The sequence below is a fragment of the Plesiocystis pacifica SIR-1 genome (assembly GCF_000170895.1).
In the GTDB taxonomy this organism is placed as follows: Bacteria; Myxococcota_A; Polyangia; order Nannocystales; family Nannocystaceae; genus Plesiocystis; species Plesiocystis pacifica.
This window is the reverse complement of record NZ_ABCS01000048.1, coordinates 30,583-52,070: the sequence shown is the minus strand read 5'-3', so window position 1 is coordinate 52,070 and position 21,488 is coordinate 30,583. Positions and strand designations below refer to the sequence as shown.

Here is a 21,488-nt window from a genome sequence, read left to right as displayed (position 1 = left end):
TACCCGTCAGCGGATCACGCCGATCTCCGTCAAGAAGCGCCCGATCTCCCGGTGGTAGAGCTGCCGCCGCAGCTGCCACGCGTGCCCGCCGGGAAAGCGAAAGCTCCGCGGCCGATCCCAGTGCTCCCACAGCTCGCGGGTGTGGTCGGCGGTGACCAGCGTGTCGCCGAGGCCCGTGACGATCAGCCGGCGGTTCCAGGGCACCTTGGGCGCGTAGCTCAGCGGCGAGTGCAGGGCCCACGCCTCGTGGAATCGAGCCCGGCTCATGCCGGCGGCGATGGCCAGCTCGCGCAGCTCGAGGCCGTCGCCGTGGTCCCATAAAAGGTGCGCGAAGGAGGCCGGCGGGAGCACGGGGATGACGAAGTCGAGGCGCTCGTCGACGGAGGCGAGCAGGGCCGAGGTGTAGCCGCCCAGGGACGAGCCCATCATGCCCACGGGCGCGCCGGGGTTGCGCTCGAGGATCAGCGAGAGCACGCCGCGCAGCTCCTGGATGGTCTGGATGAAGGCCTCGTTGGTGCGGACGAGATCCGGGGAGGGGTGGAGCTCGCCGCCGGCCCGGGCCTGGCTGGGGACGCGGCGGCCGTGGAAGGGGGCCTGGTAGAAGTAGACGTCGAGGCCGAGGCGGTGGAAGAGGAAGGGGACGTCGTACTCGTGGCGGTGCAGCACCCACGGGCCGACGCCCCAGCCGTGGGTCAGCAGCAAGGTCGCCGGGGCGGGCTCGCGGTGGCGCCAGGCGTAGAGGTGGACGGTGTCGAGGGCCGCGTAGCTGGCGTACTCCTCGTCGTAGTCCCGGGCGAAGGGGCGGTAGGGCGTGGGGTAGCGCTGGTACTCGTCGACGCCGACTTCTACGCGACCACGACCTTGGTTGCGGGGGGCGTAGAGCGGTCGACGACGCACGCGGCTCGGTCGCGGCGGGGCCTCGGGCAGGAGGAACAGGCGCTCGGGATCGTCGATCAGCGCCGGGTCGATGTAGGGCTCGAGGCGGGCGAGGATCGCGTCGGCGTTGTCGAGGTCGATGAACTGGGCCGTGCTCAGGAACAGGCGCTTGAGCCCCATGAGCAGCAGGCGGTCGGCGCCCCGGGTCATCGCGGCCAGGAGGCGATCGGGCGTCGCGGGCGGGGGGTACATGCTCGCTACCGGGAGCTGAGACGCCATCATCACGAGGATAGCAGCCGCGCGTCGGCGTGCCGGGGCGGGCGCCTCGCTTGACGCGACCTGGCAGCCCAGCTAGCAGTGCTCGGTGTCCTCTCGCGCGCACCGGCGACACTCGACCTCCGTCCTCGGCTGGGGCGTCGCGGCGCCTTCATTGAGCGCGGCGCTCGTGGTCGCGATCGGCTGCGGTGGGGGCTCGAACTCCCCCTCGAAGGCCGAATCTGCCGGGGGAGGGAAGTCCTCGACGACGGTCGCGGCGAGCGAGCGCCGCGTGGCCTCGCGCGTGGTGTTGGCCGACGAGCTGCTGTGGGCCCTCGGCCCCGAGGTCCACGGGCGGGTCGTGGGCCTGAGCCCCATGGCCGACGACGCGCGCTACTCCGCGGTCGCCGAGCAGTGGCCCGAGGCCACGCCGCGCCTCGGCCGCAACCCCGAGGAGCTCCTCGCCATCGCCCCGGACCTGGTCATCGTCGCCAGCTTCAGCGACGCGGAGTACCGCGCGGCCATCGACGGCAAGGTCGAGGTCCTCGTGCTCGACGGCTTCGACGGCTTCGACGACTTTCGGGCCAACCTGCAGACGATCGGCGAGGCCGTGGGCGCCGTCGAGGCGGCCGGTGAGGTCCGCGAGGCCTTCGACGCGCGCGTCGCCAAGATCGAGGCGCGCCGGCCCTCGCTCGCCGAGGGAGAGGCCCGGCCGACCATCGCCAGCTGGCAGTCGGGGTACCTCGCCGGCCTCGACACCACCTTCGACGACGCGGCCGAGGCCGCCGGCTTTCGCAACGTCGCGACCAAGGCGGGGCACCTGCGCGTCGACGCCGAGCAGCTGCTCAGCTGGGCGCCCGAATGGCTGGTGATCGGCTGCGGCGAGCGGGCCTGCGACGAGGCCGTGGCCGCCCTCGACGAGGCGCCGGGGATCCGCACCCTCGAGGCCGTCCGCGAGGGCCGGGTGATCGCCATCGAGGCGCCCTACCTGGGCTCCGTGGGCGAGGGCATGCTCGAGCTCGCCGAGCGCCTGCAAGCGCCGCTGCGCGCGTCGGCGCAGCAGGGCGCGAAGGCGGACGAGGCGAGCCCGCGGTGAAGCCCGAGTCGCCCCTTCGCCGCCTGGCGATCGCGGGCGGCCTGGCGCTGGCCCTGCTCGTCGCGGCCGCCCTGGCGATGACCGTCGGCCCCGGCGAGTTCAGCCTGGGCGAGGTGTTGCGCACGCTGGCGACGGAGCTCGGGGGCGGCGAGGTCGATCGCCGCGCCCACGGGATCTTGTGGGAGCTCCGCCTGCCCCGGGTGCTCCTCGCCGTCCTCGTGGGCGCGAGCCTGGGCGCGGCCGGAGCCGTGACCCAGGGCCTGTTCCGCAACCCCCTCGCCAGCCCCGGCGTGCTCGGCATCTCCACCGGGGCGGCCGCGGCCGTCGTCGCCGGGTTCAGCTTTGGCCTCGACGAGCGCGCGCTGTGGGCCACGCCGGTGCTCGCGGCCCTGGGCGCCGTCGCCATGCTCGGGGCGCTCTTTGGCCTGACGGCCCGGCGCCAGGACCTGGCCTACCTGCTGCTCACCGGCGTCGCCCTCAACGCCCTCGCCGGCGCCCTCTCGACGGTGCTGCTGGCGATCTTCCTCGACCGCTACGACCTCGCCCAAAAGGCGATGGCGTGGATGATGGGCAGCTTCGACGGCCGGGGCTTTCGCCACCTGAGCTGGGCGAGCCTGCCCCTGCTCGCCGGCCTGGCGGGGGCGTGGAGCCTGCACCGACCCCTCGACGTGCTCGTGCTCGGGGAGGAGACCGCCGCGACCTTGGGGGTCGAGCGCGGGCGCCTGCGCTTGGGCGCGGCGGTGGTCGTGGGCCTGCTCGTGGGCACGAGCACGGCCATCGTCGGGGTCATCGGCTTCGTCGGGCTGATCGTCCCGCACCTGGCCCGGGCCGCGGCGACCCGCGCGGGCAGGGGCCTGGCCCACGCCCGCCTGATCCCGCTGAGCATGGTCGTGGGCGCGGCCTTGATGCTCGCCGTCGACACCCTCGGGCGGGCCATGAGCCCGACCTTTTTGGCCCCCGGCGCGCTGACCAGCCTGCTCGGCGGGTTGTTCTTCCTGTGGCTGCTGCGGCGAGAGACGGAGGTCGGGTGAGCGAGCTGCGGGGCGAGGGCCTGGGCCTGCGGGCGCCCAAGAGCGAGCGCTGGCTCGTGCGCGGCCTCGACCTGCGCATCGCCACCGGCGCGGTCACGGTGCTCGTCGGGCCCAACGGCAGCGGCAAGACCACGCTGATGCGCGCGCTCTTGGGCCTGACCGCGCCGGCGCAAGGGCGGGTGCTGCTCGACGGCGCACCCTTGACCGCGCACCCCCGGCGCCACCGCGCCAGGACCCTGGCCTGGCTGCCCCAGCGGACGGCGCTGCCCTGGGGCATGGCCGTCGAGTCCCTCGTGGCCCTGGGCCGCACGCCGCACCTGTCGGCGCTCTCGGGTCCGGGCGATGGCGATCGACGGGCCGTCGAGTCGGCCCTCGAGCGCGTCGGCGTGGCCCACCTGCGCCGCCGGGACGCGCGGACCCTCAGCGGCGGCGAGCTCCAGCGCGTGCTCCTGGCCCGGCTGCTGGCGACCGAGGCCCCCGTGCTGATCCTCGACGAGCCGACCACGGCCCTCGACGTCGGCCACGCCCTCGACCTGCTCGAGCTCGTCCGCAGCCTGGCCCACGAGTCGGGCCGCGCGGTGTTCATGTCGCTGCACGAGCTCGACTGGGCCCGACGCTACGGCGACCAGGCCGTGCTGTTGCGGGGGGACGCCGAGGGCGGACACGCGAGCGGGGCTGCGGACACCGTCCTCGACCCCGAGAGCCTCGCGCAGGTGTTCGACGTGGACGTCGAGCTGCGCGAGGACAGGCTGCGCTTTAGTCCGCGAGCGCGAAGTTAGCTCAGATTGGCCGTCACCGAAGTCGAGGCTTCGGTGACGGCTGTGGGGGGAGAGTAAGGAATCACGCCCCCGCGAGCGGGGGCGACCCCGAGCCTTCTCGAAGGCACGAACTTCATTGCCCACCAAGCCAAAGCGGAGGAGCGGAGCGACGAAGCGTCCCCGGTCCCAGACGGCTGTGGGGGCAAAGTAGCATTCAGTAGTCGGTGCAGACCTTGTTGGCCGCCTTGAACTCCTGGAGGCTCTCGTAGGTGTTGTTGTTGTCGACCACGCTCTTCTCGGGGCTCTTGCCCTTGACCTTGATGACCTTGTTGTCGTCGGTCAGCACGAAGGCGACGTAGGTGTTGTAGACCTTGCCCTTGGTCCCGTAGCAGGTGTTCATCAGGTAGTCGGCGACGTTGTTGGCCTGGAACACGGCGTGGGTGTTGTCCCAGGCCACGAACAGGCCGTTTTGCTGGGTCGACATCGCGGCGTTGACGATCGTGGTCTTGATCGTGTTGACCAGGGTGTAGCGCATCTTGCTGTAGGCCTTGGCGATGTCCGGGAGGATCATCTTCTTGGAGGCCTTGGGGCACTGGCCGTGGCCGGGGATCTCGGCGTTGTGCAGCACCCACAGATCGCCGCCCTTCATGAAGTAGACCATCGCGCTGTCGTTGGGGTGGCGGGAGATCTTGAACTCCTCGACGCCCGTGGTGATCTGGCAGGTGTGGACCCCGACCTTGCGGTAGAAGTCGCCGTCGTCCTCGAGCACGTACTCGCTGGCGACGTCGTTGGAGCGGGCCTGCTTGACGACGTCCTCAGCCTGGGCCGTGGACGAGAAGCCGGCGAAGACGGTGAGGGCGAGGGCAGCGGTGGCGAGGGCCTTGGTCAATTTGAACATCGAAATATCCTGTTGTCTCGGTGGTGATAGTCCGCCAAAGCTCGGCGGCGTGGTGCAGACGAAGTGGGCACTTCCGGATTCATGGGTGTGCACTTTAAATTGTGGTGAGTGCGCGCACTGCCACATGGCCTTGGAGCCATCCGAGGGGCGTAGATCCACCAAATTGTGTCCTTTTGACCAGCTCTGAGGTGTGCTCTGGGAGTGGGCAATGAATGAGTCTAGCGATGTTTGGTGAAAGTGTCGCCAAACCTTTGTGGCTAATGGTGCGATTGGGCTTGGCGTATTGGATGTCTCCAGGCTGATCTTTCGGCGAAAAGATGACACTCTGAGAAGCGTTTGAAGCACGGGAAATACGATCGAATCGAGGCCGGGGAGGGCCTCCAGCTCGACGTGAGCCTCGGCCGCTTCCCCGACTCGATGTCTGCGACGGGGCCGAGGTCAGGTCAGTCGTCGTAGACGACCTTCCAGCGGAAGCCGATGTCGTAGATGCCCCCGTGGCCCGAGAAGGTCAGCTCCTCGATCGGGGACATGTAGCCGTTGGCGCCGTCGAGCAGGCTGAAGGTGATCATCTGCGGCCTGAAGGCGTCGTCGTTGATGCCCTCGACGATGGCCTCGAAGATGGACCCGACGATGGACTCGAACAGCAGGTCGAGGCCCTCGTCGACGAGCCAGCGGACGATCGGGACGCCGCCGCTGACGGCCTCGGCGAAGCTGCCGAAGGCGTCGCCGAGGTAGTCGGTGAGGACCTCCTCGGCGGCGTCGAAGAGCTCCTGGCCGATGGCGTTGAGGCCCCCGTGGTCGCGCTCGACGGGGGCGACGAGGGCGGCGTAGGACTTGGGCCAGCCGACGCCGCGGTGCATCATGTAGGCGAACAGCAGGCGATCGGTGCCGTCGTACTCGTTGTGGCGGTAGCGGCCCAGATCGATCGAGTTCTTGCCCTTGTGGCCCCCGGCCCCGATCGCCGTGACGACCATGGCCATCTCGTCGCTCTTGCCCGGGTCCGAGGTGCGATCGCGGGCGTGGACGTTGGCGACGATGAGCTGGACCTTGGCCGTGAGCCCGAAGGTGAGCACCCTGCCGTCGGGGTAGTGGGCGATGCGGCCGCCCTGGAAGCGCTGGGTCCGGATCACGTCGGCCTCGCGGCGATCGAGGAGCGTGGCGTCCTCGGCCGGGAGGCCGAGCTTGTCGCGGCCGCCCTCGGCCTGCCAGCGCTCGTAGATGGTATCGGGCATGGCAAACACGCCGAACAGGCCGGGGATGATCCAGCCGTGCTGGCAGTGGACCCGGTCCGTGGTCCCGCCGCTCCCGCGCAGCTCGCCGAGGATGCCGTCGGCCTCGTCGGCGCGGCGGTAGCAGTCCTCGGCGGCGCCCCACAGCGCGTGGCTGGGGCCGCCCTGCCACGCGTAGACCGTGCCAGAGTAGCAGCGGAGCTTGCGGCCGACCTCGACGGAGTTGGCCGCGGGGGTGGGTCGGCGGCGCAGGTCGAGGGAGCTGCCGGTGATCGGCCCGAGCGGCCCCGAGATGCCGCCGTGGCGGATCCACTCGTCGAACAGCGCGCGCTCGACGAAGTGGATCTGCGTCGGCGTCAGCGGGTTTTGCCACAAGACCCCGTCGACGCAGGGCAGGTGCAGGCCGGGGGTCCAGCCGCCGGTGGCCTGGTAGGGGCTGTTGGCGACCGGCCCCGTCGGCAGGCCGAGCTCGTGGTCGTGGGCGCGCCAGGCAGCGAGCCACGGCCCCTCGAGCCAGACGAGGCCGTGGTCCGAGGACAGCAGGGCCTCGTCGTCGCCGAGGCGGACCTCGAGGGCGCGCTCGCCCTTGACCGTGAGCTCCCGGGCGAGCTTCGGCCAGGGGTGGTGCCCGCCGGCGGTCCACATCGCGTACATGGCCTGGGGCATCCACACCGCGTCCTGGTCCCGGCGCAGGATCACGCCGTGGGTGCAGCGGGCGATGGAGTAGCCCTCGGAGGGGTTTTGGACCTCGCTGTGGGTGGGGTGGCCGATCTCGTTTTGGAGCGAGCTGCCGACCAGATGCTGCCAGCGATCGAAGCTCCGCCGGTGCATGACCAGGGTCTGGTCGTCGCGGTGGAGCAGCGCGAGCTCCCAGGTCTTGGTGGTGTCCCAGCCGACGACGCGCTCGACGGGCGTGGGCGCGTACTTCATGGGGCCGACCGCGGGGCTCAGGTCGAGGTTCCGCCACGCCGCGTAGAGCGGGCCGTAGAGCGAGCGGAACTCTCGTCCGCCGACCCCGGTCACGAACACGGCCCCGGTCTCGAAGTGGGTCACCTGCCAGATGCGTAGGTGCATCCACTGCATGTCCGTGGTCGGGAAGCCGAACTTGGAGCGCTGGCGGATGTACTCCCGGGCGATGAGGTCCTCGACGATGTGGGTGCCGGTCTGCTCCGAGGTGAAGATGCGCCCGTGCTCGAACTTGGCGTAGTAGCCGGGGGTGCCGGCGGCGGTGGTCGTCTCGCGTACGGAGTAGCCGGGGAAGCCGAGGCGCCCGGCCTCGCGGCCCTCGGCGATCCACCGCCCGGCGATGTCCCAGTTGTCGAGGATCTTGGTGTCGCCCCGGGGCACGCGGCAAGCGATGCCGTTGTCGAAGGCGCAGATCTCCCCGTCGCCGACGGTGGTCGGCCTGACGCTGGCCCAGGGCAGCCCGAGGGGGCCCTCGTGGCCGCCGCCTTCCATGTAGGCCTTGGCCACGGAGCGGAGGTAGTCGTTGCCGACGGTGTAGAGGGCGGGGGTCCGGCGCGGGGCGTGGTGGTAGATGAGGCCGCGTGTGTAGCGTTGCAGGAACCAGCGCCCGCCCAGATTCTCGAGGCTGCCCTGGGGGTCGCCCATCATCTTCTGGTCGTTGCCGAGGGACTCGTACTTGGCCGCGATCGCGAGGGCGGCGCTTTGGTGCTCTTGCAGCACCTCCTGCACGTCCTCGAGCCACTGCTGCGAGGTGATCGGGGGCGGCAGGGGCTGGATCGAGCTGGACTCCAAGGTGGAGCTGGCGCTCGCGCTGGGGATCAGGGGCAGCAGGTGCGAGGCCGACTTTTTGAGCTGCGCGGCGGGGCGCACCCGGGGCGGGTTGCGGGGCGGCCTCGCGGCTCGGGGGTCGCGGGGCAGCTTCAGCTTGGGCGCGCGACCTTTGGGCTTGCCCTTCTCGAGCTCGTCGGCGCCGAGCTTGGCGAGGCGCTTTTGCTCGCCGGAGTCGAGCTTGGCGATGAGCTTGCGCAGCCGGGCCTCGAGCTTGGGGTGCTCGACATCGGCGAGCGGACGGGCCCGCGTCGCCGAGGCCAGGGTGCGCATCAGCGAGTCCCGGGTGTGGTCCGAGCCGGCGCGCAGGTGCGTGAGCAGGGCGGCCTCGCGGGGGCGGCTGCGGGCGCGGCCGAGCAGCTCTCGCCAGCGCCGATCGACCTCGCGCTCCTCGCGGGGTTCGTCCTTCGCGCTCGCCCGGGGGCCCTCGCGCAGTTCGTCCTCGGGATCTCGAGACAGCGGTCGGCGGGGGCGCTTTCGCAGCCCCAGCTTCGAGCGGCGGTGGTTCTCAGCGTGGTCTTTCGAGCTCGGTTTGCGTGTCATGGTGCGCCTTTTATCCAGTGCGCACTTTACACATCCGAGCTTGTCGGGACTGTGACGAGGAGGGGTGAAGGAGTCCCGAGAGCGTTAGCGAAGGGTTCGTCATCGGCGTCGAGCTCGACGATACGAAGCTCGATCCAGACCGCGGGCTGGGACGGACCCATGCTTGGAGTGGGAGGGACGGAGTGCCGCCCCGTGATGTCTGGGTGCTCGACCCTCAGCGCCGCTTGAGGCCCTTGAAGTCGAAGGACACCTCGAGGGTCTCGTCGAGGGCGAGGAGCTTCTCGAAGTAGACCGGCGTGCCCTGCAGCGGCAGGCTCACGGGCACCGGCACGGCGCCCTCACCCAGGCCGCCGGTGTCGCTCTGGACGTTGGCCTGCTGCTGGACCTCGGGGGTGACCGTCTCGATGTAGGCGACGGTCCCGTCGGGGATGGGGTTGGACAGCCAGTCGACGTGGGCGAGGCTGCCGTCGTAGCTCTTGCGCTTGATGCGGGTGCGGTCCGGGGTGTAGATGGTCCACGCGACGTAGGTGCTGGGCACGTCGGGGGTGGGCAAGGTGGCCGAGAAGGTGCCCTTGCCGCTGGCCGGGACGGGCTCGCCGTTTTCGACGTAGACCACCTCGACGTCGAAGGCCGCCAGGGCGCCGCCGGTGGACTGGCTGCGGACCAGGGGCACGAGCACGCGGCCGTCGGGGGCGCTGGCCGGCTGGACCGCGCGCCCGCCCACGGACGCGCTCCACAGCTCGGCGCCCTCGGGCAGGGTCAGGCGCAGGAACTGCTTGCGGTTGTTGCGGACCTGGTAGTTGACCGAGGTCAGGCGCCGGCCCTCGGGGGTCCACATGGTCTGGGCCTGGGTCTCGTCGAGGAGGGTGACGAGCACGTCGACGTCGGCGTGCTGTTGGATCTGCAGGGGCACGCTGGCCTGGTCGTTGAGGTACTTGTAGCCGAGCAGCACGGGCTGCTTGGTCAGGCCGAGGATGGCCCCGGGCAGGGAGCGGACGTCGACGGCGGTGGCCTGGACCACCTCGCCGCTGCGGATCTCGAGGTTGCCGCGGGACTCGACGCCCAGCCAGCCCTTGGCCCGCTCGACCCCGAGGGGCTTGACGATGGGCGCCGACAGGTCGCCACCCTTGGCGCCGACGGGGCGCTCGGAGGTCATGGTCAGGCTGTAGTTGCCCTCGGCGGCGTAGTTGAGCAGGACCTCGAGCACGCCGTCGTCGCGGTGCTTCCAGTCGCGCAGGCCCACGCCCTCGACGTCGACGAGGGTCATGCCCTCGGGGACCTGGAACTCGAGCTTGTCCTTGCCGGCGAACAAGATGGTGTGCTCGACGGTCGTGGTCGCGCGCATCAGGCCGTCGGAGATGCCGACGAGGGTGTAGACCTCGGCGTAGACCTGGGCCTGCTGCTGCACGGCGGCCTCGGGGATCTCGCGCTGCCAGCTGATCATCAAGGTGCCCGTGCTCGGGAGCGTGGCCTCGACCTTGCGGGTGCCGTTGGCGGTCTCGTCGGACTGCAGGTGGGCGTTGGCGACGGTGAAGTCGAGGTCCTCTTCGCTGGGCACGGACAGCGCGAGGGTGGTCGCGCCGGAGCCCGCGAGCTCGAAGGCGACCTGGCTCTGGCCGTTGGTGGTCGACACCGAGGCCCCGAAGTCGAGCTCGAGGTCGAAGGCGCCCTTTTGGTCGGTGATCAGGGTGTAGAAGCCGTTCTCGATCACGATCGAGGCCTCCTTGCCCTTGACCTTGGCCGAGTGCAGGGCGACGGTCGCCGGGAGCACGGGCACGCGGACCCAGCCCTCCTTGCGCAGCACCTCCACGCGCAAGGTCGCGTCGAAGCGGGCGAAGCGGGGCTCGCCGTCTTGGATCAGCACCTCGCCGGCGTAGGCCGCCGAGGACAGGGCGTAGTGGCGCGGGGGCTGCTCGGGCGTGTCCTTGGTGCCCTTGGCCTGCTCGTACATGTTGAGGAACTCGTCGAGGCCCATGACCACGCGCTCGGGCGGATCTTGAAGGTTGGCGCGGGACTCGGCCGGGAGCAGGGCGAAGGCGGTGAGCAGGGCGAGGGCGGGCAGGCCCACGCGGGCGGGGGTGCGGAGCATCGACGGGGTCATGGCGGGGTCCTTGGGGTGGTCGGTGGAGAGAGGCTTGGGCTCGGGCTCAGCGGGGCTTGCGGCTGCGCTTGGCCTCGAGGTGAACGGTCAGGGCTTCGCCCTCGCGCAAGAGCATGTGCTGGTAGAGCACGGTCTCGCCGATGGCGGGGATGTGGACGGCGACGGCCGAGGCCTCTGCGACGGGGCCTGCGAGGGCGGCGTTGGGGTCGGCCGGCGGTGGCGGTGGCGGCGGGGGCTCATCGACGGGGGCGTCGGCCCGGACGTTGCCGCTGAAGTCGTCGGCGCTCATGAAGTTGGCGCGCCGGTCCTCTGGAGGGCGGCGTTCTTGGCTTCGGCGCTTTCGTGACCGGCGCGCCCGTCGAGCGTCCCGCTGACGAGGTGGGGCCGGGGCTGCGTCGGCCATGGGCATCTCCATCTCCTCGGCGCCCGTGGTCCCGGCGAGGCTGATGCCCGCGGCGCCCTTGGCCGGGAGGGACTCGGCCTCCTCCATGGTGATGGTGACGGCCTCGCCGGAGGCGTCGCGGCTCGCGGTCGGGGCCACGTCCACGACCGCGGTGAAGTCACGGGAGATGTCCTCTGGGCCGCGCATGCCGTCGCCGATCAGGCTGGAGGACTTGGAGCGGGAGCGGGCCGAGATGTTGGCCCCCTCGGGGGTCAGGAGATCGCCGTCGAGGCTGTCGTCGAAGCCGTACTGGGCGTCGAGCTCCGTCGAGCTGGCAGGGGGCGTCTCGACGCGGCGCTCGAGCTCGGCTTGGGGCCTGGGCTCGGGGGCTGGCTCGGGGGCTGGCTCGGGGGCTGGTTCGGGTTTGGGCAGGGCGGGGCCGCCGGTCGAGAGGGCTCCGCCAGCGGGGGTCAGGACCTCGCCGGAGACGTCGTCGTCTTCGAAGTCGTAGACGGTGATGCCCTCACCCTCGCCGCCGAGGGCGATCATGTCGGGGTCGGGCTCGTCCTCGACGGGCGGCGCGGGCTCTTCGTCGACGACGTAGACGATCTCCCCGTTGACCCGCTTGGGCGCCTTGGCCTTGCCGCCCATGGGCGCCGCGTCTTTGCCCTCGTCGGCCTTGCCCTCTTTGGCCTTGGTTGCTTTCGCCGTGACCTCGACCTCGGCCAGCCGCTGCTTCTTCTTGACCTCGCGCTTGCGCTTTTTCTTGGCGGTCACGCGGGTCTGGATGGAGCTCAGCGAGCGGTTGTAGGCGACCTGCTCCTGGGACTCGACCTGCTCGAGCAGGGCGAGCTGCTGGCCGAGCTCCTGGGCCTCCTCGAGGGTCTTCTCGGCCTCCTCGTAGCGCCCCTCGGCCTCGAGCTTGTCGGCCTCGGCGGCCTTCTCGAGCAGCTCGATGCGATCGTCGGCGGCCCGAGTGTTCGCCTGGTCGCGGATCCGCCGGGCGACGAGGGCAGACTGGCCGCCCTGCTTGGCGTCCTCGGTGTAGGCGCCCGAGACAAGGTCGAGGTTGGCCTGCAGCCCGTCGATGTTGGCGTTGGAGGCCCCGAGGGCCTGGAGCTCGTCGAGGGAGGACTGGGCCTGGCGGAAGTCGTTGTCCATCCAGCCCTCGAGGGCCTCGCGGTAGAGCTCGTCCGCGCGCGCGACCTCCTCGGAGCCCGCGCCCACGCCCAGGCCGTAGGTGATGCCCGCGCCCTCGGAGAAGCCGTCGACGCGGTGGTGCTCGCCCACGTCGACGCGGTTTTGGTAGCGCGGGGGCAGGTAGACGCGCACGCGGTTGACGGCCACGGGGGCGTCGAGGGCCGGCAGGCGCAGCTCTCGGGACTCCTTGCGCTCCCAGTCCGCGTCGTCGTCGGCGATGAAGATGAGCTCCACGGGGAAGGACAGGGTGCCCTTGACGGACTCGAGGGAGCGCTCGAGGGGGATGCGCCAGGCCGAGGGCTGCCCGCCCTCTTTGTCCGGAGAGCCGTCGGCGGCCGGGGTGACCGCTTCGCCGCCGACCCGCACGCCGAGCAGCCGCGAGTTGGGCGGCAGGGCCACGCGCAGGTGCGAGGCTCGCTCGTTGCGGACGTCGTAGCGGGCCTGGACGAGGCTCCGGCCCTCGTCGGTGGTCGCGATCTCGTAGGCGGCGACGTCGACGACCACCGGCGGACCCGAGATGGGCACGAAGCGCAGCAGGTCGAAGCGGGCCTCGCCGGCGCCCTTGCCCTCGCGGCGGTAGCTCGCCGTCGCCGAGCCTTGAATGTAGCCGCCGGCCCAGTCGGGGAGCTCCGTGCTGGCCACGGCGGTCCAGCCCTCGAGCTCGGGGAGCACCTCGAACTCGCCGTCGCGGGCGACTTGGATGGTGCGCTCGGTCCGGTAGGCCTGGTCCGGGAGGATGCGCGGGGCGCTGAGGCTGGCCTCGGCCTCGTTGGGCAGGCCCTGGGTCCAGCGCAGCTCGACGTCGACGCGGGCGTCGGCGGGCTCGCGCAGCTTCACGTCGATGCGGTCGCCGCTGCGGGTCCACTCGAGCACGTTGGGGCCGGCGAGGGCCAGGTCGTTGCCGAGGCCTTCGACCCGCAGGCTGACCTGGTCGAGGGCGCCCCGGCGCAGCAGCCAGCTGACCCGGGCGTGGCCCCGCACTTCGCCGTCGCCGAAGGTCAGGCCCATGGCCGCCTGGGCGACGGCGAGGGGACCCTCGGCCACGGCGTCGTCTTGGGCCGGGGCGTCGACCCAGTCGAGGCGCAGCCCCTGCTCGCCCGCCCAAAACAGCCCGTCGAGGGTCCGGCGGGCGTTGCCGTCGGCGACCAGCTCGGGCACGCGGCCGTCGGGGGCGCTCGCCAGCCCGCCCGCGCCCTTGACCAGGACCTCGCCGCGGACGGCCGGGGCCATGTCCAGCGCGAGGCCACCGTCGACGCCGCCGGGGAGGGACTCGGCGGGGATGAAGGCGACGAGCTCGAGCTCGCCGCGGGTCTTGGCGCCGAGCTCGACGCTGGCCTCGACGCCCGCGCTCGTCTCGGTGACGCCGATGGCCTTGCCGCGCCAGGTGGCGGACTCGACCCGCATGCCGGCCAGGGGCCCGAGCAAGCGCCCGGTCCACCAGCCCGGCTCGACGCTCGCCAGGCTCCAGGTCCCGCGCACGCGCAGGCCCTCGCTCGAGCGCTCGATCACCACCTCGCGGTGCGTGGCCCAGGGCCCGGGCGGGGGCGTTGGCTTGGGCTTCGCGGCCTCGGCCATGGCGCGCAGGCTCTCCCAGCGCGCGCGCTCGATGGACACCTGGCGCGAGCGCGGCGTGTACTCGAGCTCCACCTCGACCGCGCCGGGATCATCGACGATCCCCACGGGGTCTTCCTCGTCTGGCCCCAGGGCCGCGGTCGCGGCGAGCAAGAGGGCGAGGCTGGTGGTCAGGGCAGGCATGCGGCGAGGCGGGGGGCCCAACGGGCGGGGCGTCGCGATGGTCTCCCATCTCGGCGCTGGCCCGGCAACCGCGCTCGCGGAGTTTTGCTTACAGGGCGATGACGAGTGGCAAAAGGATCAGTCGAGCGACGCTCCGCTTGTTGGATCCGTCGGGCTCTCGTCCGCGGCTGGGGTCGGGTCGGCCGAGCCCGCCCCGTGGAGCAGGCCGACCAGCGAGGCCAGGGGGACGAGCAGGTCAATGCCGCGCCGCCGACCGACCATTTGGGCAGACCGAGGCTGGCGAGGGTCAGGCGCGTCGGCTCAGGGCCAGCTTTGGACGGGCCGCTCGCCGTCCTTCGCGGGTCGTAGGCACCACGGGTGTCCCTCGACCGTGCGCTCGACGACGCAAGCCTTTGCGGCCAGGGCTTCGTCCACACGCACCGTGCGAGGGACCCCTCCGTCGACGCCGAGCAGCACGGCGCCGTGGTAGGGCAGGGGGCCGGCGATCCGTTCTCCAGAAGATGTTGGAGGCCAGAGGTGCACGGAGAGCTTGGCCCCGGTGTTGCTGCCCGCGTGCACGCTCAGGCGCAGGTGCTCGGGGTAGCGCTCTTCGAGCAAGCGGGTGAACCCGGCGTGGCGGACCATCATCCGGGTCGCGGCGACGCGGCAGCGAGTCGCCCGGGCAGCGGGGCGCTCGTCGGCGCCGGCGGGGCCCCTGGAGTCCTCCATGCACAGGCGGGTGAAGCGGGCGTGGACCCGGGCCAGGTCGGGCTCGCGCCCGAGCCGACGCTCGAGGCGGCCGAAGGCCTCGGGGTCGTCCCAGCCCCCGTCGAGCTCGAGCTCGACCTCGACCTCGGCTTCGATTCCAGATTCGGGGTCGTCCCTGGCGAGGGCGCTCAGATCGGCGAACTCGACGAAGGGCGCGAGCTCGGGGATGGCCCGGAGCCCGCGGGCGTAGGCTCGCTGGACCTCGGGGTCGACCCCGAGCAGGTCCCCCCAGACTCGGCCCTCGGCGAACACGGTCAGCTGGCACCAGGGCAGCGTCGGCGTGGCCGCGCCGCGCAGTCGCATGCCGGAGCTGGCCTCGCGGTAGGCCGTCGAGATCGCGGCGCAGCGGCGGGCGAGGTGCTGCAGGGACAGCTGCTCGGCGAGGTCGGGCAGGTCGCCGAGGGTCTTGGCCCGGTTGGGGTTCTTGAACGCGAAGCCGGGCAGCAGCAGGGGCAGGCGCTCCCCGGCCTCGACCCGCCGGGCGAGGGCCTGGATCAGCAGGCTGCGCCCCGATCGCCAATAGCCAGCGCCGACGCCCTCGGTGTTCACCAGGGCGTCGAGGTGCGGCAGCATGGCCGCGACGACCCGGCGGGTGTCCGCTCGGAGCGAGTCGAGGGTGGCGGCGCTGGCTTGGCTGGGGTGCACGGCTCAGCTCCGGGGCGCGGCGACGATCTGGTAGTGCGCGCCGGCGATGGCCTCGACGGCCTCGACCTCGAAGCCGGCGGCGTTCAGCAGGACGCGGAACTCGGCCTCGCTGCGCTCCATGGCCCCGAAGGTCGAGAGCATCAGCATGTCGGACAGGTAGCTCCACGGCGAGGGGTCCCCGCCGCGCACGAGCTCGATGACCATCAGCTTGGCCCCCGGGGATTTCGTCATGGCCTCGCGGACCCGCTCGAGGATCCGCAGGCACTCTGGATCGGCCCAGTCGTGGAGCACGAACTTGAGCACGTAGAGCGCGGCGCCCTCGGGCACGGCCATGAAGAAGTCCCCGGCGGTGAAGCGCACGTGGTCGAGGCCCTCCTGGGCGAGGTAGGCCTGGGCCGCGTCGGTGACCGAGGGCTGGTCGAGGACCACGCAGGGCGGGCGCACCCCGGCCGCGGCGAGGGGCCGAAACAGCTGGCCCTTGCCCCCGCCCACGTCGACGATCTCGGCGTACTGGCCGAAGTCGTGATCGGTCGCGAGCTTGCGCAGCAGGGCCTCGGACTGGCGCTCCATGGCCCGGGCGAACAGCGCGGCCCGGTCGGGGTTGGCCTCGAGGTGGTCCCAAAAGGGCGCGCCCCAGGCCTCGGGGAACACCGCCTCGCCCGTGCGCACGGCCTCGGGCAGGTGGGCGAAGGTCTGGTAGGACTCGCGGGCGCAAAACAGCAGCAGGTCCGCGAGGCTGTTGGGGTGGGCCGAGGACAGGCAGCGGCTGTCCTCGTTGTGGGCGTAGCGGCCGTCCTCGTCCCGGCAAAACAGGCCCAGGCGGACGAGCACGTCGAGGGCGCGGGCGAGGGTGTCGGGCCGGGCTCTGACGCGCTCGGCCAGGACGCCGGCGCTCGCCGGGCCCGCGTCGAGGATGTCGGGCACGCCGAGTTTGACGACGGCGTGGAGGGTCTGGGTCTGGATGTATCCAAACATCACGCGCTTGGCTGTGGCGGACATGGTGGACTCCTTCAAAAGTGGTTGCGGGGATCTTCGAGGAAGCGAAGCTCGGCGGCGGCGCTGGTCCGGCCGAGGATCACGTTGCGGTGGGGGAAGCGACCGAAGCGCTCGATGGCCTGCTCGTGGCGCTGGGCCATGTCGACGGCGACGCCGAAGAAGCGCTGGTGGCCGGCGGGGGCGCGGGCGGCCAGGGCCTCGATGGCGGCCCGTTGGCGGCGCTGGTGGCCGAGCTCCTCGCGGTGTTGGAAGGGCAGCTCGGCGAAGAAGCGCTCGATGGGCGCGAGCGCGTCGGCGTGGCCCTCGGCGAACAGGCGCTCGGCGATCTGCAGGCCGAGGCCGTCGTAGGCGAAGGCCTGAGCCTGGCCGCGGAAGGCGTTGCGCGGGACCTGGTCAAAGAGCAGGACCAGGCTCAGCAGCGCCCGGGGGCCCTCGAACCAGCTCGGCAGCAGGGCCTCGAGGGTGTCGAGCTCGCCCGCGCTCGCGGCGGCCTCGAGCCAGGGCAGGAAGCGGGCGCGGATCGTCGCGTCGGCCTGGGCGTCGGCGAAGAACCAGATCGGCAGGCGCCCGTCCATGTAGGCCTGGGAGTCCTCGATGGACCCAAACCAGTAGCCGTGGAGCTCGCGCCAGTCGGGCTCGGGGTGCAGCTGGAGCTGCTGGGACTCAGCCTGCATCGCGCACCTCGTAGTGGCTGGGCCGGCCGCGGCGCTCGACCATGACGGCGCCCATGGCCTCGGCCTCGCTGCGCTTCATCAGGTGGTAGCCGTCGCGGTCGAGGACGGCGACGCCGTGCCAGGGAGTGATCCACGCGTCCGTGGCCGTCCCGAGCAGGATGCCGATCTTGGCCGAGTGCGGGGGCTGGGGGTGGATCGACAGGCGCAGCGCGTCCGGGAAGCACTCGGCGATCAGCCGGCTGAAGGCGTTGCTGCGCTGGATCACGCCGTAGGCCCGGGTCGAGCACTCCTTACGGATCTTCGAGCGGCTCTTGCCCGTCTCGACCTTGACCGTGTCCTCGAACAGGAAGCGGTGGATGCCGTTGTACATCGAGCGCATGTGCGGGTGCATGCGGCTGCGGTCGCGCAGGGCCTCGATGGCTTCGCCGTAGTGGACCGCGAGGTGGTCGCGCATGCCGTCGTAGCTGCTGACTTCGAACAATTCCTCGATCGCGAACACGTCGATGGAGCGCAGGCGCAGGCGCTCGATCATCGCCTCGATCTCGACGCCGTAGGCCGTGACCTGCTCGTCGGTGACCAGGACGAGGTCGGAGAACACCCGCCCGTCCGAGCACAGGGTGATCTGCGCCCCGCCCTCGTAGACCGAGGCGACGTCGTCGCAGACCCGCTGGAGGTAGAGCAGCGACTGCTCCTCGGCCATGTCGGGCAGCTCGCCGAGGACCTTGGTCACCGCGTTGGGCGACTTGGCCGGGTAGGCGGGCAGGATCATGTGCACGGGCCGGCCCTCGACCACGCAGCGCTCGAGCTTGGCGCGGTGCAGGCCGAAGCACTCGTCGCAGTGGTGCAGGGCGCAGGCGCCCGCGTCGGGCAGCAGGCGTCGGTGCGGCGCGAGCTTGTCCATGATCGCGTCGACGGTCTCGCGCACGGACTCGCGCTCGTCGCTGGTCAAGACCTGGAAGGTCGGGCGCCGCACCCCGGCGCGCCCTGGGGCCTTGGCCAGCTTGGCCGCCCGGCGCTGCTCGAGCTCGATCTGGTTGCGGTTGCGGTCCTCGAGCTCCGCCCGGGCCGCGGCCAGCAGGGCCTCCCGCCACGCCCGGCCGATCTCGCCGCCGAGGCCCTCGTGGGCCTCCGGGCTCAGGTGCAGCAGCCAGCAGGGGCCGTCGGCGACCACGGTCTCGGGGCGCTCGAGCTCGAGCAAGGTCGCGGGCAGCCCGAAGGGGCGCCCGCGCTGGATCGGCGCGACGGGCATGGCCGCCTCCGTGCCGATGTCGAGGGCCGCGCGCACGCGGCCGTTGGCCAGCAAGAAGATGCCGTGGGAGCGCTCGCCCTGGCGGAAGATGACCTCGCCGTCGTCGAACACGTGGGAGCCGAAGCGCTCGGCGAGGCGCTCGATCAACGCCGCGTCGAGCTCCTCGAGCACCGGCATGGTCCGCAGGGCGATCTGCTTGGCGTGGTGCTCCCCGGGGAAGCCCCCGCCCTCGCGGAAGATGTTGACCGGCTCGTCCTGGGCGCGGGGCTCGGTGCCCTCGCCCAGCCGAGCCAGGCGCAGGCTGACCCCGCGGACCCGGCCCACGAGGGCGCGCAGGGCCTCGTCGAGGATGCAGTCGTAGATCTCGGGGTTCTTGGCGCGCAGCGAGCTCAGCTGGGTGCGGGAGATGATCCACACCTCGACGTCGCCGAGGGCCCGGAGCGTGGCCGAGCGGGTCTGCAGCGCGCCGAACACCGAGACCTCGCCGATGAGCTCGCTGGGGCCCACGGCGTTGACGCGGCGCCCGTTGATCTGCACCTCGAGGGTGCCCGCGGCGATCCACGCGAGCTCGTGGGCCTCGTCGGATTGGTACCAGAGCACCTCGCCGGAGGGCAGGAAGCGCCTGCGCCCCTCGGCCATGATCAGCTCGCTCAGCTCGAGCAGCTCGGCGCGCTCGCTCAGCTCACTCAGCTCGCTGATCTCGCTCAGCTCGGTCCACTCGCTGTGCGCGGGGGGAGCCTGTCGGGCCTCGCCTGCTGGGATGATGTCGACGTCCATGTTCGTCCTTTCGATCCGTGGTCGGCAGGTCGGCTCAGCGGCTGAGCTCGATGGAGGTGAAGCCCGAGAAGGCCAGGGAGTAGTGGTCGCGCACGGGGGTCGTGCCCGGGGTGAAGCGCAGCTTGGGGAAGCGCCGGACCATGGCCCGGAACAGCAGGTCCATCTGCACCCGGCCCAGGCGCGCGCCGATGCAGTAGTGCGGGCCGAAGCCGTAGGCGAAGTGCTTGACGCCCTCGCGGTCGATGCGGATCACGTCGGGGTCCTCGACCTCGTCCGGGTCGCGGTTGAGCACGTGGGCCGACATGAACACCGTGTCGCCGGCGTCGATGCGCTGGCCGTTGATGATCTGCCGCTCCTTGGCCACGCGGAACAGGAAGTTGACCGCCGGATCCCAGCGCTTGAACTCCTCTTGGGCCCCGGGGATCCGCTCGGGGTCGGCGACCAGGCGCGCGTAGACCCCGGGGGTGTCGAGCATCAGGAACAGGTTGTTGCAGATCTGGTCGGTGCTCGTGACCTGGCCGGCGACCAGCATCATCGCCGCCTGCGAGATGACCTCGTCGTCGCGCAGGTTGTACTTTTGCTGGGCCTCGAGCATCCCCGTCATGAAGTCGTTTTGGGGGTTGCGGCGCCGGTCCTCGAGCAGGCCGCGGAAGTACTCGCGGATCGCGATGGTCGCCTCGTTGCACTCCACGGCGACCTCGTTGGTGTACTCGACGGAGCCGCCGAAGAAGCCGGTCATCGTGTTCGCGCACTTGCGGAAGAACTCGCGGTCGGCCTCGGGGATCATGAACATGTCGGCGAGCACCGTGCTCGGCAGCACCCGGGCGAGGGCGGTCACGAACTCCATGCTGCCGTCGCGCTCGAGGGGGTCGAGGAGGGCGTCGACGGTCTGGGCGATGCGCGGGGTGAAGGAGTCGATGAGCTCGGGGGTGATGCCGAACAGCGCGCTCTTGCGGCGCATGCCGTGGACCTTGGCGTCGCTCATGACCATCATCCGCGAGACCACGCCGAAGAAGTCGCCGATCAGGTCGAGGTCGACGTTGGGCATCTTGGCCACGAAGAAGGTCGCGCGGTTGGCCGTGAAGTGCTTGCTGCGCAGGATCTGGCGGGCGTCGGCGGCCCGGGTGACCACGTGGAAGCCGCCCGCGGGCCAGTGGTAGGTCTCGCCGTGGCTGCGGATGTAGTCGCTGAAGTCCTGGGGGAAGCCCGACACGTCGGCGCCGCGCTTGAAGTCGAGCAGGCCCTGGCCGTGCTTGACGATCTTGGAGTGCAGCGACGGCGCCTTGACGCCCTGGATCGAGGCCGCGCCCTCGGGCGGGATCCACCGGCCCTGCTCGTCGAAGTCCGCGGTCATCACGTTGACCCGGCGGATGCGACGGTTGGAGTTGTTGAGGGCGTAGCGGCCGTGGAGCAGGGCGTGGTTGTCGGCGAGCACGATGTCTCCCTCGACCCAGCGGTGCGCGTAGAGCACGCTGGGGTCGTAGAGGCGCTCTTTCATGGTCTCGATGAAGCCCGAGTGCTCGTCGACGGGCATGCCGTGGATGAACACCTTGACCGGGTTGAGCAGCTCGACGGGCTCGGCGTAGCGCAGGGTCCGCTCCTTGGTGACCGGGTGCTCGCCGATGATCGAGGCCATGAAGTCGCCGCCGTAGTGGACGACCTTCTTGGTCAGGTAGGTGACCGTGTATTCGTCCCAGGCCGCGAGCTCCTCCTCGGAGATCCCCTTCATCAGCTCGACGGTGTTGACGAAGGTGGTCTCGCCGCCGCAGCCCGGCCCGGCCTCGTCGCACTGGAACACGATGTAGTGCGGCGGCGTGTGCAGGAAGGCGCCGTCCCAGTGCACGGGCACCGGGCCCTCGGTGTAGAGGTAGTTCTTCTTCTTGGGGTTGACCTCGAGGGTGTTGACCGTGCCGAACTCCCAATCGAGCAGCTCGCCCATGCCGGTGCACCAGGTCGGGAATGCGTCGTCCACGAGCGGCTCGAATCCGCGCAGGATGAGGAGACGGTGCTCGCGCATCCACTCGTGAATCAGCATGGTCGGCAGCTCCGCGACGCTGCGAGGCGTCTCACTCTCAACGAGCAGGCCGAAGGGTTCCTGCTTTTGAAGCTTCAGGCCGGTGAGTTTGGCCGGGGCGGAGGGGCTCGAGAATGCGGATAGAGCGTGGATGAGGGGTGCAGTCATTGGCCCGGGAGTCTCGACAGACACGATGTTCATTCACCGCCACTCGATCTTTTTGGATTCAGCATTGAACACACGCGTAATAGCGACGGAATCGCGCATGGGACCGAGTGAAACGGCGGCAATCACGTATTCGCCACGGGTAGCGGTTTCTCCGTGTGCCAGCCGGTGGGTCGCCGACTCCGAGTTCCGTTCCCAACTAAATCTCGGGGGATGCAATCAATACAGGTGGTGGGAGCATGAGCGTTTTCGGTCGTCCCACTCGTCGCCGTGTTGTCAATCTCACGTCCTTGGTGGGCCTGG

The 21,488-nt window shown here is 71.0% G+C and carries 14 protein-coding genes; 3 read left to right on the top strand and 11 right to left on the bottom strand.

Annotated elements, in window-relative coordinates:
- Positions 1 to 6: 6 nt before the first annotated feature.
- Positions 7 to 1,158, bottom strand: coding sequence for an alpha/beta hydrolase family protein (locus tag PPSIR1_RS22905; RefSeq protein WP_157595864.1), 1,152 nt, complete (start codon positions 1,156 to 1,158; stop codon positions 7 to 9).
- Between the two features lie 82 nt (positions 1,159 to 1,240).
- Between PPSIR1_RS22905 and PPSIR1_RS22900 the strand changes: the two genes are divergently transcribed.
- Genes PPSIR1_RS22900 through PPSIR1_RS22890 form a run of 3 tightly spaced genes read left to right on the top strand, consistent with a single transcriptional unit; the run spans position 1,241 to position 4,037 of the window.
- Entirely contained in the window at positions 1,241 to 2,227 is a 987-nt protein-coding gene (locus PPSIR1_RS22900) for an ABC transporter substrate-binding protein (RefSeq protein ID WP_157595863.1), read from the top strand.
- Positions 2,224 to 3,258 (top strand): FecCD family ABC transporter permease, encoded by a 1,035-nt coding sequence (locus tag PPSIR1_RS22895; protein WP_006973538.1) that lies wholly within the window; start codon positions 2,224 to 2,226, stop codon positions 3,256 to 3,258. Before PPSIR1_RS22900 ends, PPSIR1_RS22895 begins: the two co-directional genes overlap by 4 nt.
- Complete coding sequence (locus PPSIR1_RS22890; RefSeq protein ID WP_006973537.1) at positions 3,255 to 4,037, top strand: ABC transporter ATP-binding protein; 783 nt, start codon at positions 3,255 to 3,257, stop codon at positions 4,035 to 4,037. The genes PPSIR1_RS22895 and PPSIR1_RS22890 overlap by 4 nt, the downstream gene beginning before the upstream one ends.
- 193 nt (positions 4,038 to 4,230) lie before the next feature.
- Here PPSIR1_RS22890 and PPSIR1_RS22885 read toward each other — a convergent pair whose 3' ends face one another.
- The 10 genes from PPSIR1_RS22885 to PPSIR1_RS43560 form a co-directional block, all read right to left on the bottom strand.
- Positions 4,231 to 4,914, bottom strand: coding sequence for a hypothetical protein (locus PPSIR1_RS22885; protein ID WP_157595862.1), 684 nt, complete (start codon positions 4,912 to 4,914; stop codon positions 4,231 to 4,233).
- A 443-nt stretch (positions 4,915 to 5,357) separates the two neighbouring features.
- Positions 5,358 to 8,480, bottom strand: a complete 3,123-nt coding sequence (locus tag PPSIR1_RS22880; protein ID WP_006973535.1) for an LGFP repeat-containing protein — start codon at positions 8,478 to 8,480, stop codon at positions 5,358 to 5,360.
- A 214-nt stretch (positions 8,481 to 8,694) separates the two neighbouring features.
- Positions 8,695 to 10,569 (bottom strand): hypothetical protein, encoded by a 1,875-nt coding sequence (locus tag PPSIR1_RS22875; RefSeq protein ID WP_157595861.1) that lies wholly within the window; start codon positions 10,567 to 10,569, stop codon positions 8,695 to 8,697.
- Between the two features lie 58 nt (positions 10,570 to 10,627).
- Positions 10,628 to 13,918 carry a hypothetical protein gene (locus PPSIR1_RS48175; protein ID WP_006973533.1) on the bottom strand — a complete coding sequence of 1,097 codons (3,291 nt, stop codon included), beginning with the start codon at positions 13,916 to 13,918 and terminating at the stop codon, positions 10,628 to 10,630.
- A 117-nt stretch (positions 13,919 to 14,035) separates the two neighbouring features.
- Positions 14,036 to 14,179: a hypothetical protein gene (locus tag PPSIR1_RS48170; protein WP_006973532.1), complete on the bottom strand. Its 144-nt coding sequence runs from the start codon at positions 14,177 to 14,179 to the stop codon at positions 14,036 to 14,038.
- Positions 14,180 to 14,218: 39 nt separating this feature from the next.
- On the bottom strand, positions 14,219 to 15,310 hold the full coding sequence (locus tag PPSIR1_RS22865) for an L-tyrosine/L-tryptophan isonitrile synthase family protein (protein WP_006973531.1): 1,092 nt from the start codon (positions 15,308 to 15,310) through the stop codon (positions 14,219 to 14,221).
- Positions 15,311 to 15,313: 3 nt separating this feature from the next.
- A complete protein-coding gene (locus PPSIR1_RS22860) occupies positions 15,314 to 16,309 on the bottom strand; it encodes a methyltransferase (RefSeq protein ID WP_045116579.1) in 996 nt (331 codons plus the stop codon).
- A gap of 11 nt (positions 16,310 to 16,320) precedes the next feature.
- Entirely contained in the window at positions 16,321 to 16,980 is a 660-nt protein-coding gene (locus tag PPSIR1_RS22855) for a DUF924 family protein (RefSeq protein ID WP_006973529.1), read from the bottom strand.
- Entirely contained in the window at positions 16,970 to 19,006 is a 2,037-nt protein-coding gene (locus tag PPSIR1_RS46465; RefSeq protein WP_006973528.1) for an L-tyrosine/L-tryptophan isonitrile synthase family protein, read from the bottom strand. Before PPSIR1_RS46465 ends, PPSIR1_RS22855 begins: the two co-directional genes overlap by 11 nt.
- A 34-nt stretch (positions 19,007 to 19,040) precedes the next feature.
- Positions 19,041 to 21,041 (bottom strand): cytochrome P450, encoded by a 2,001-nt coding sequence (locus PPSIR1_RS43560; protein ID WP_006973527.1) that lies wholly within the window; start codon positions 21,039 to 21,041, stop codon positions 19,041 to 19,043.
- Positions 21,042 to 21,488: the final 447 nt, after the last annotated feature.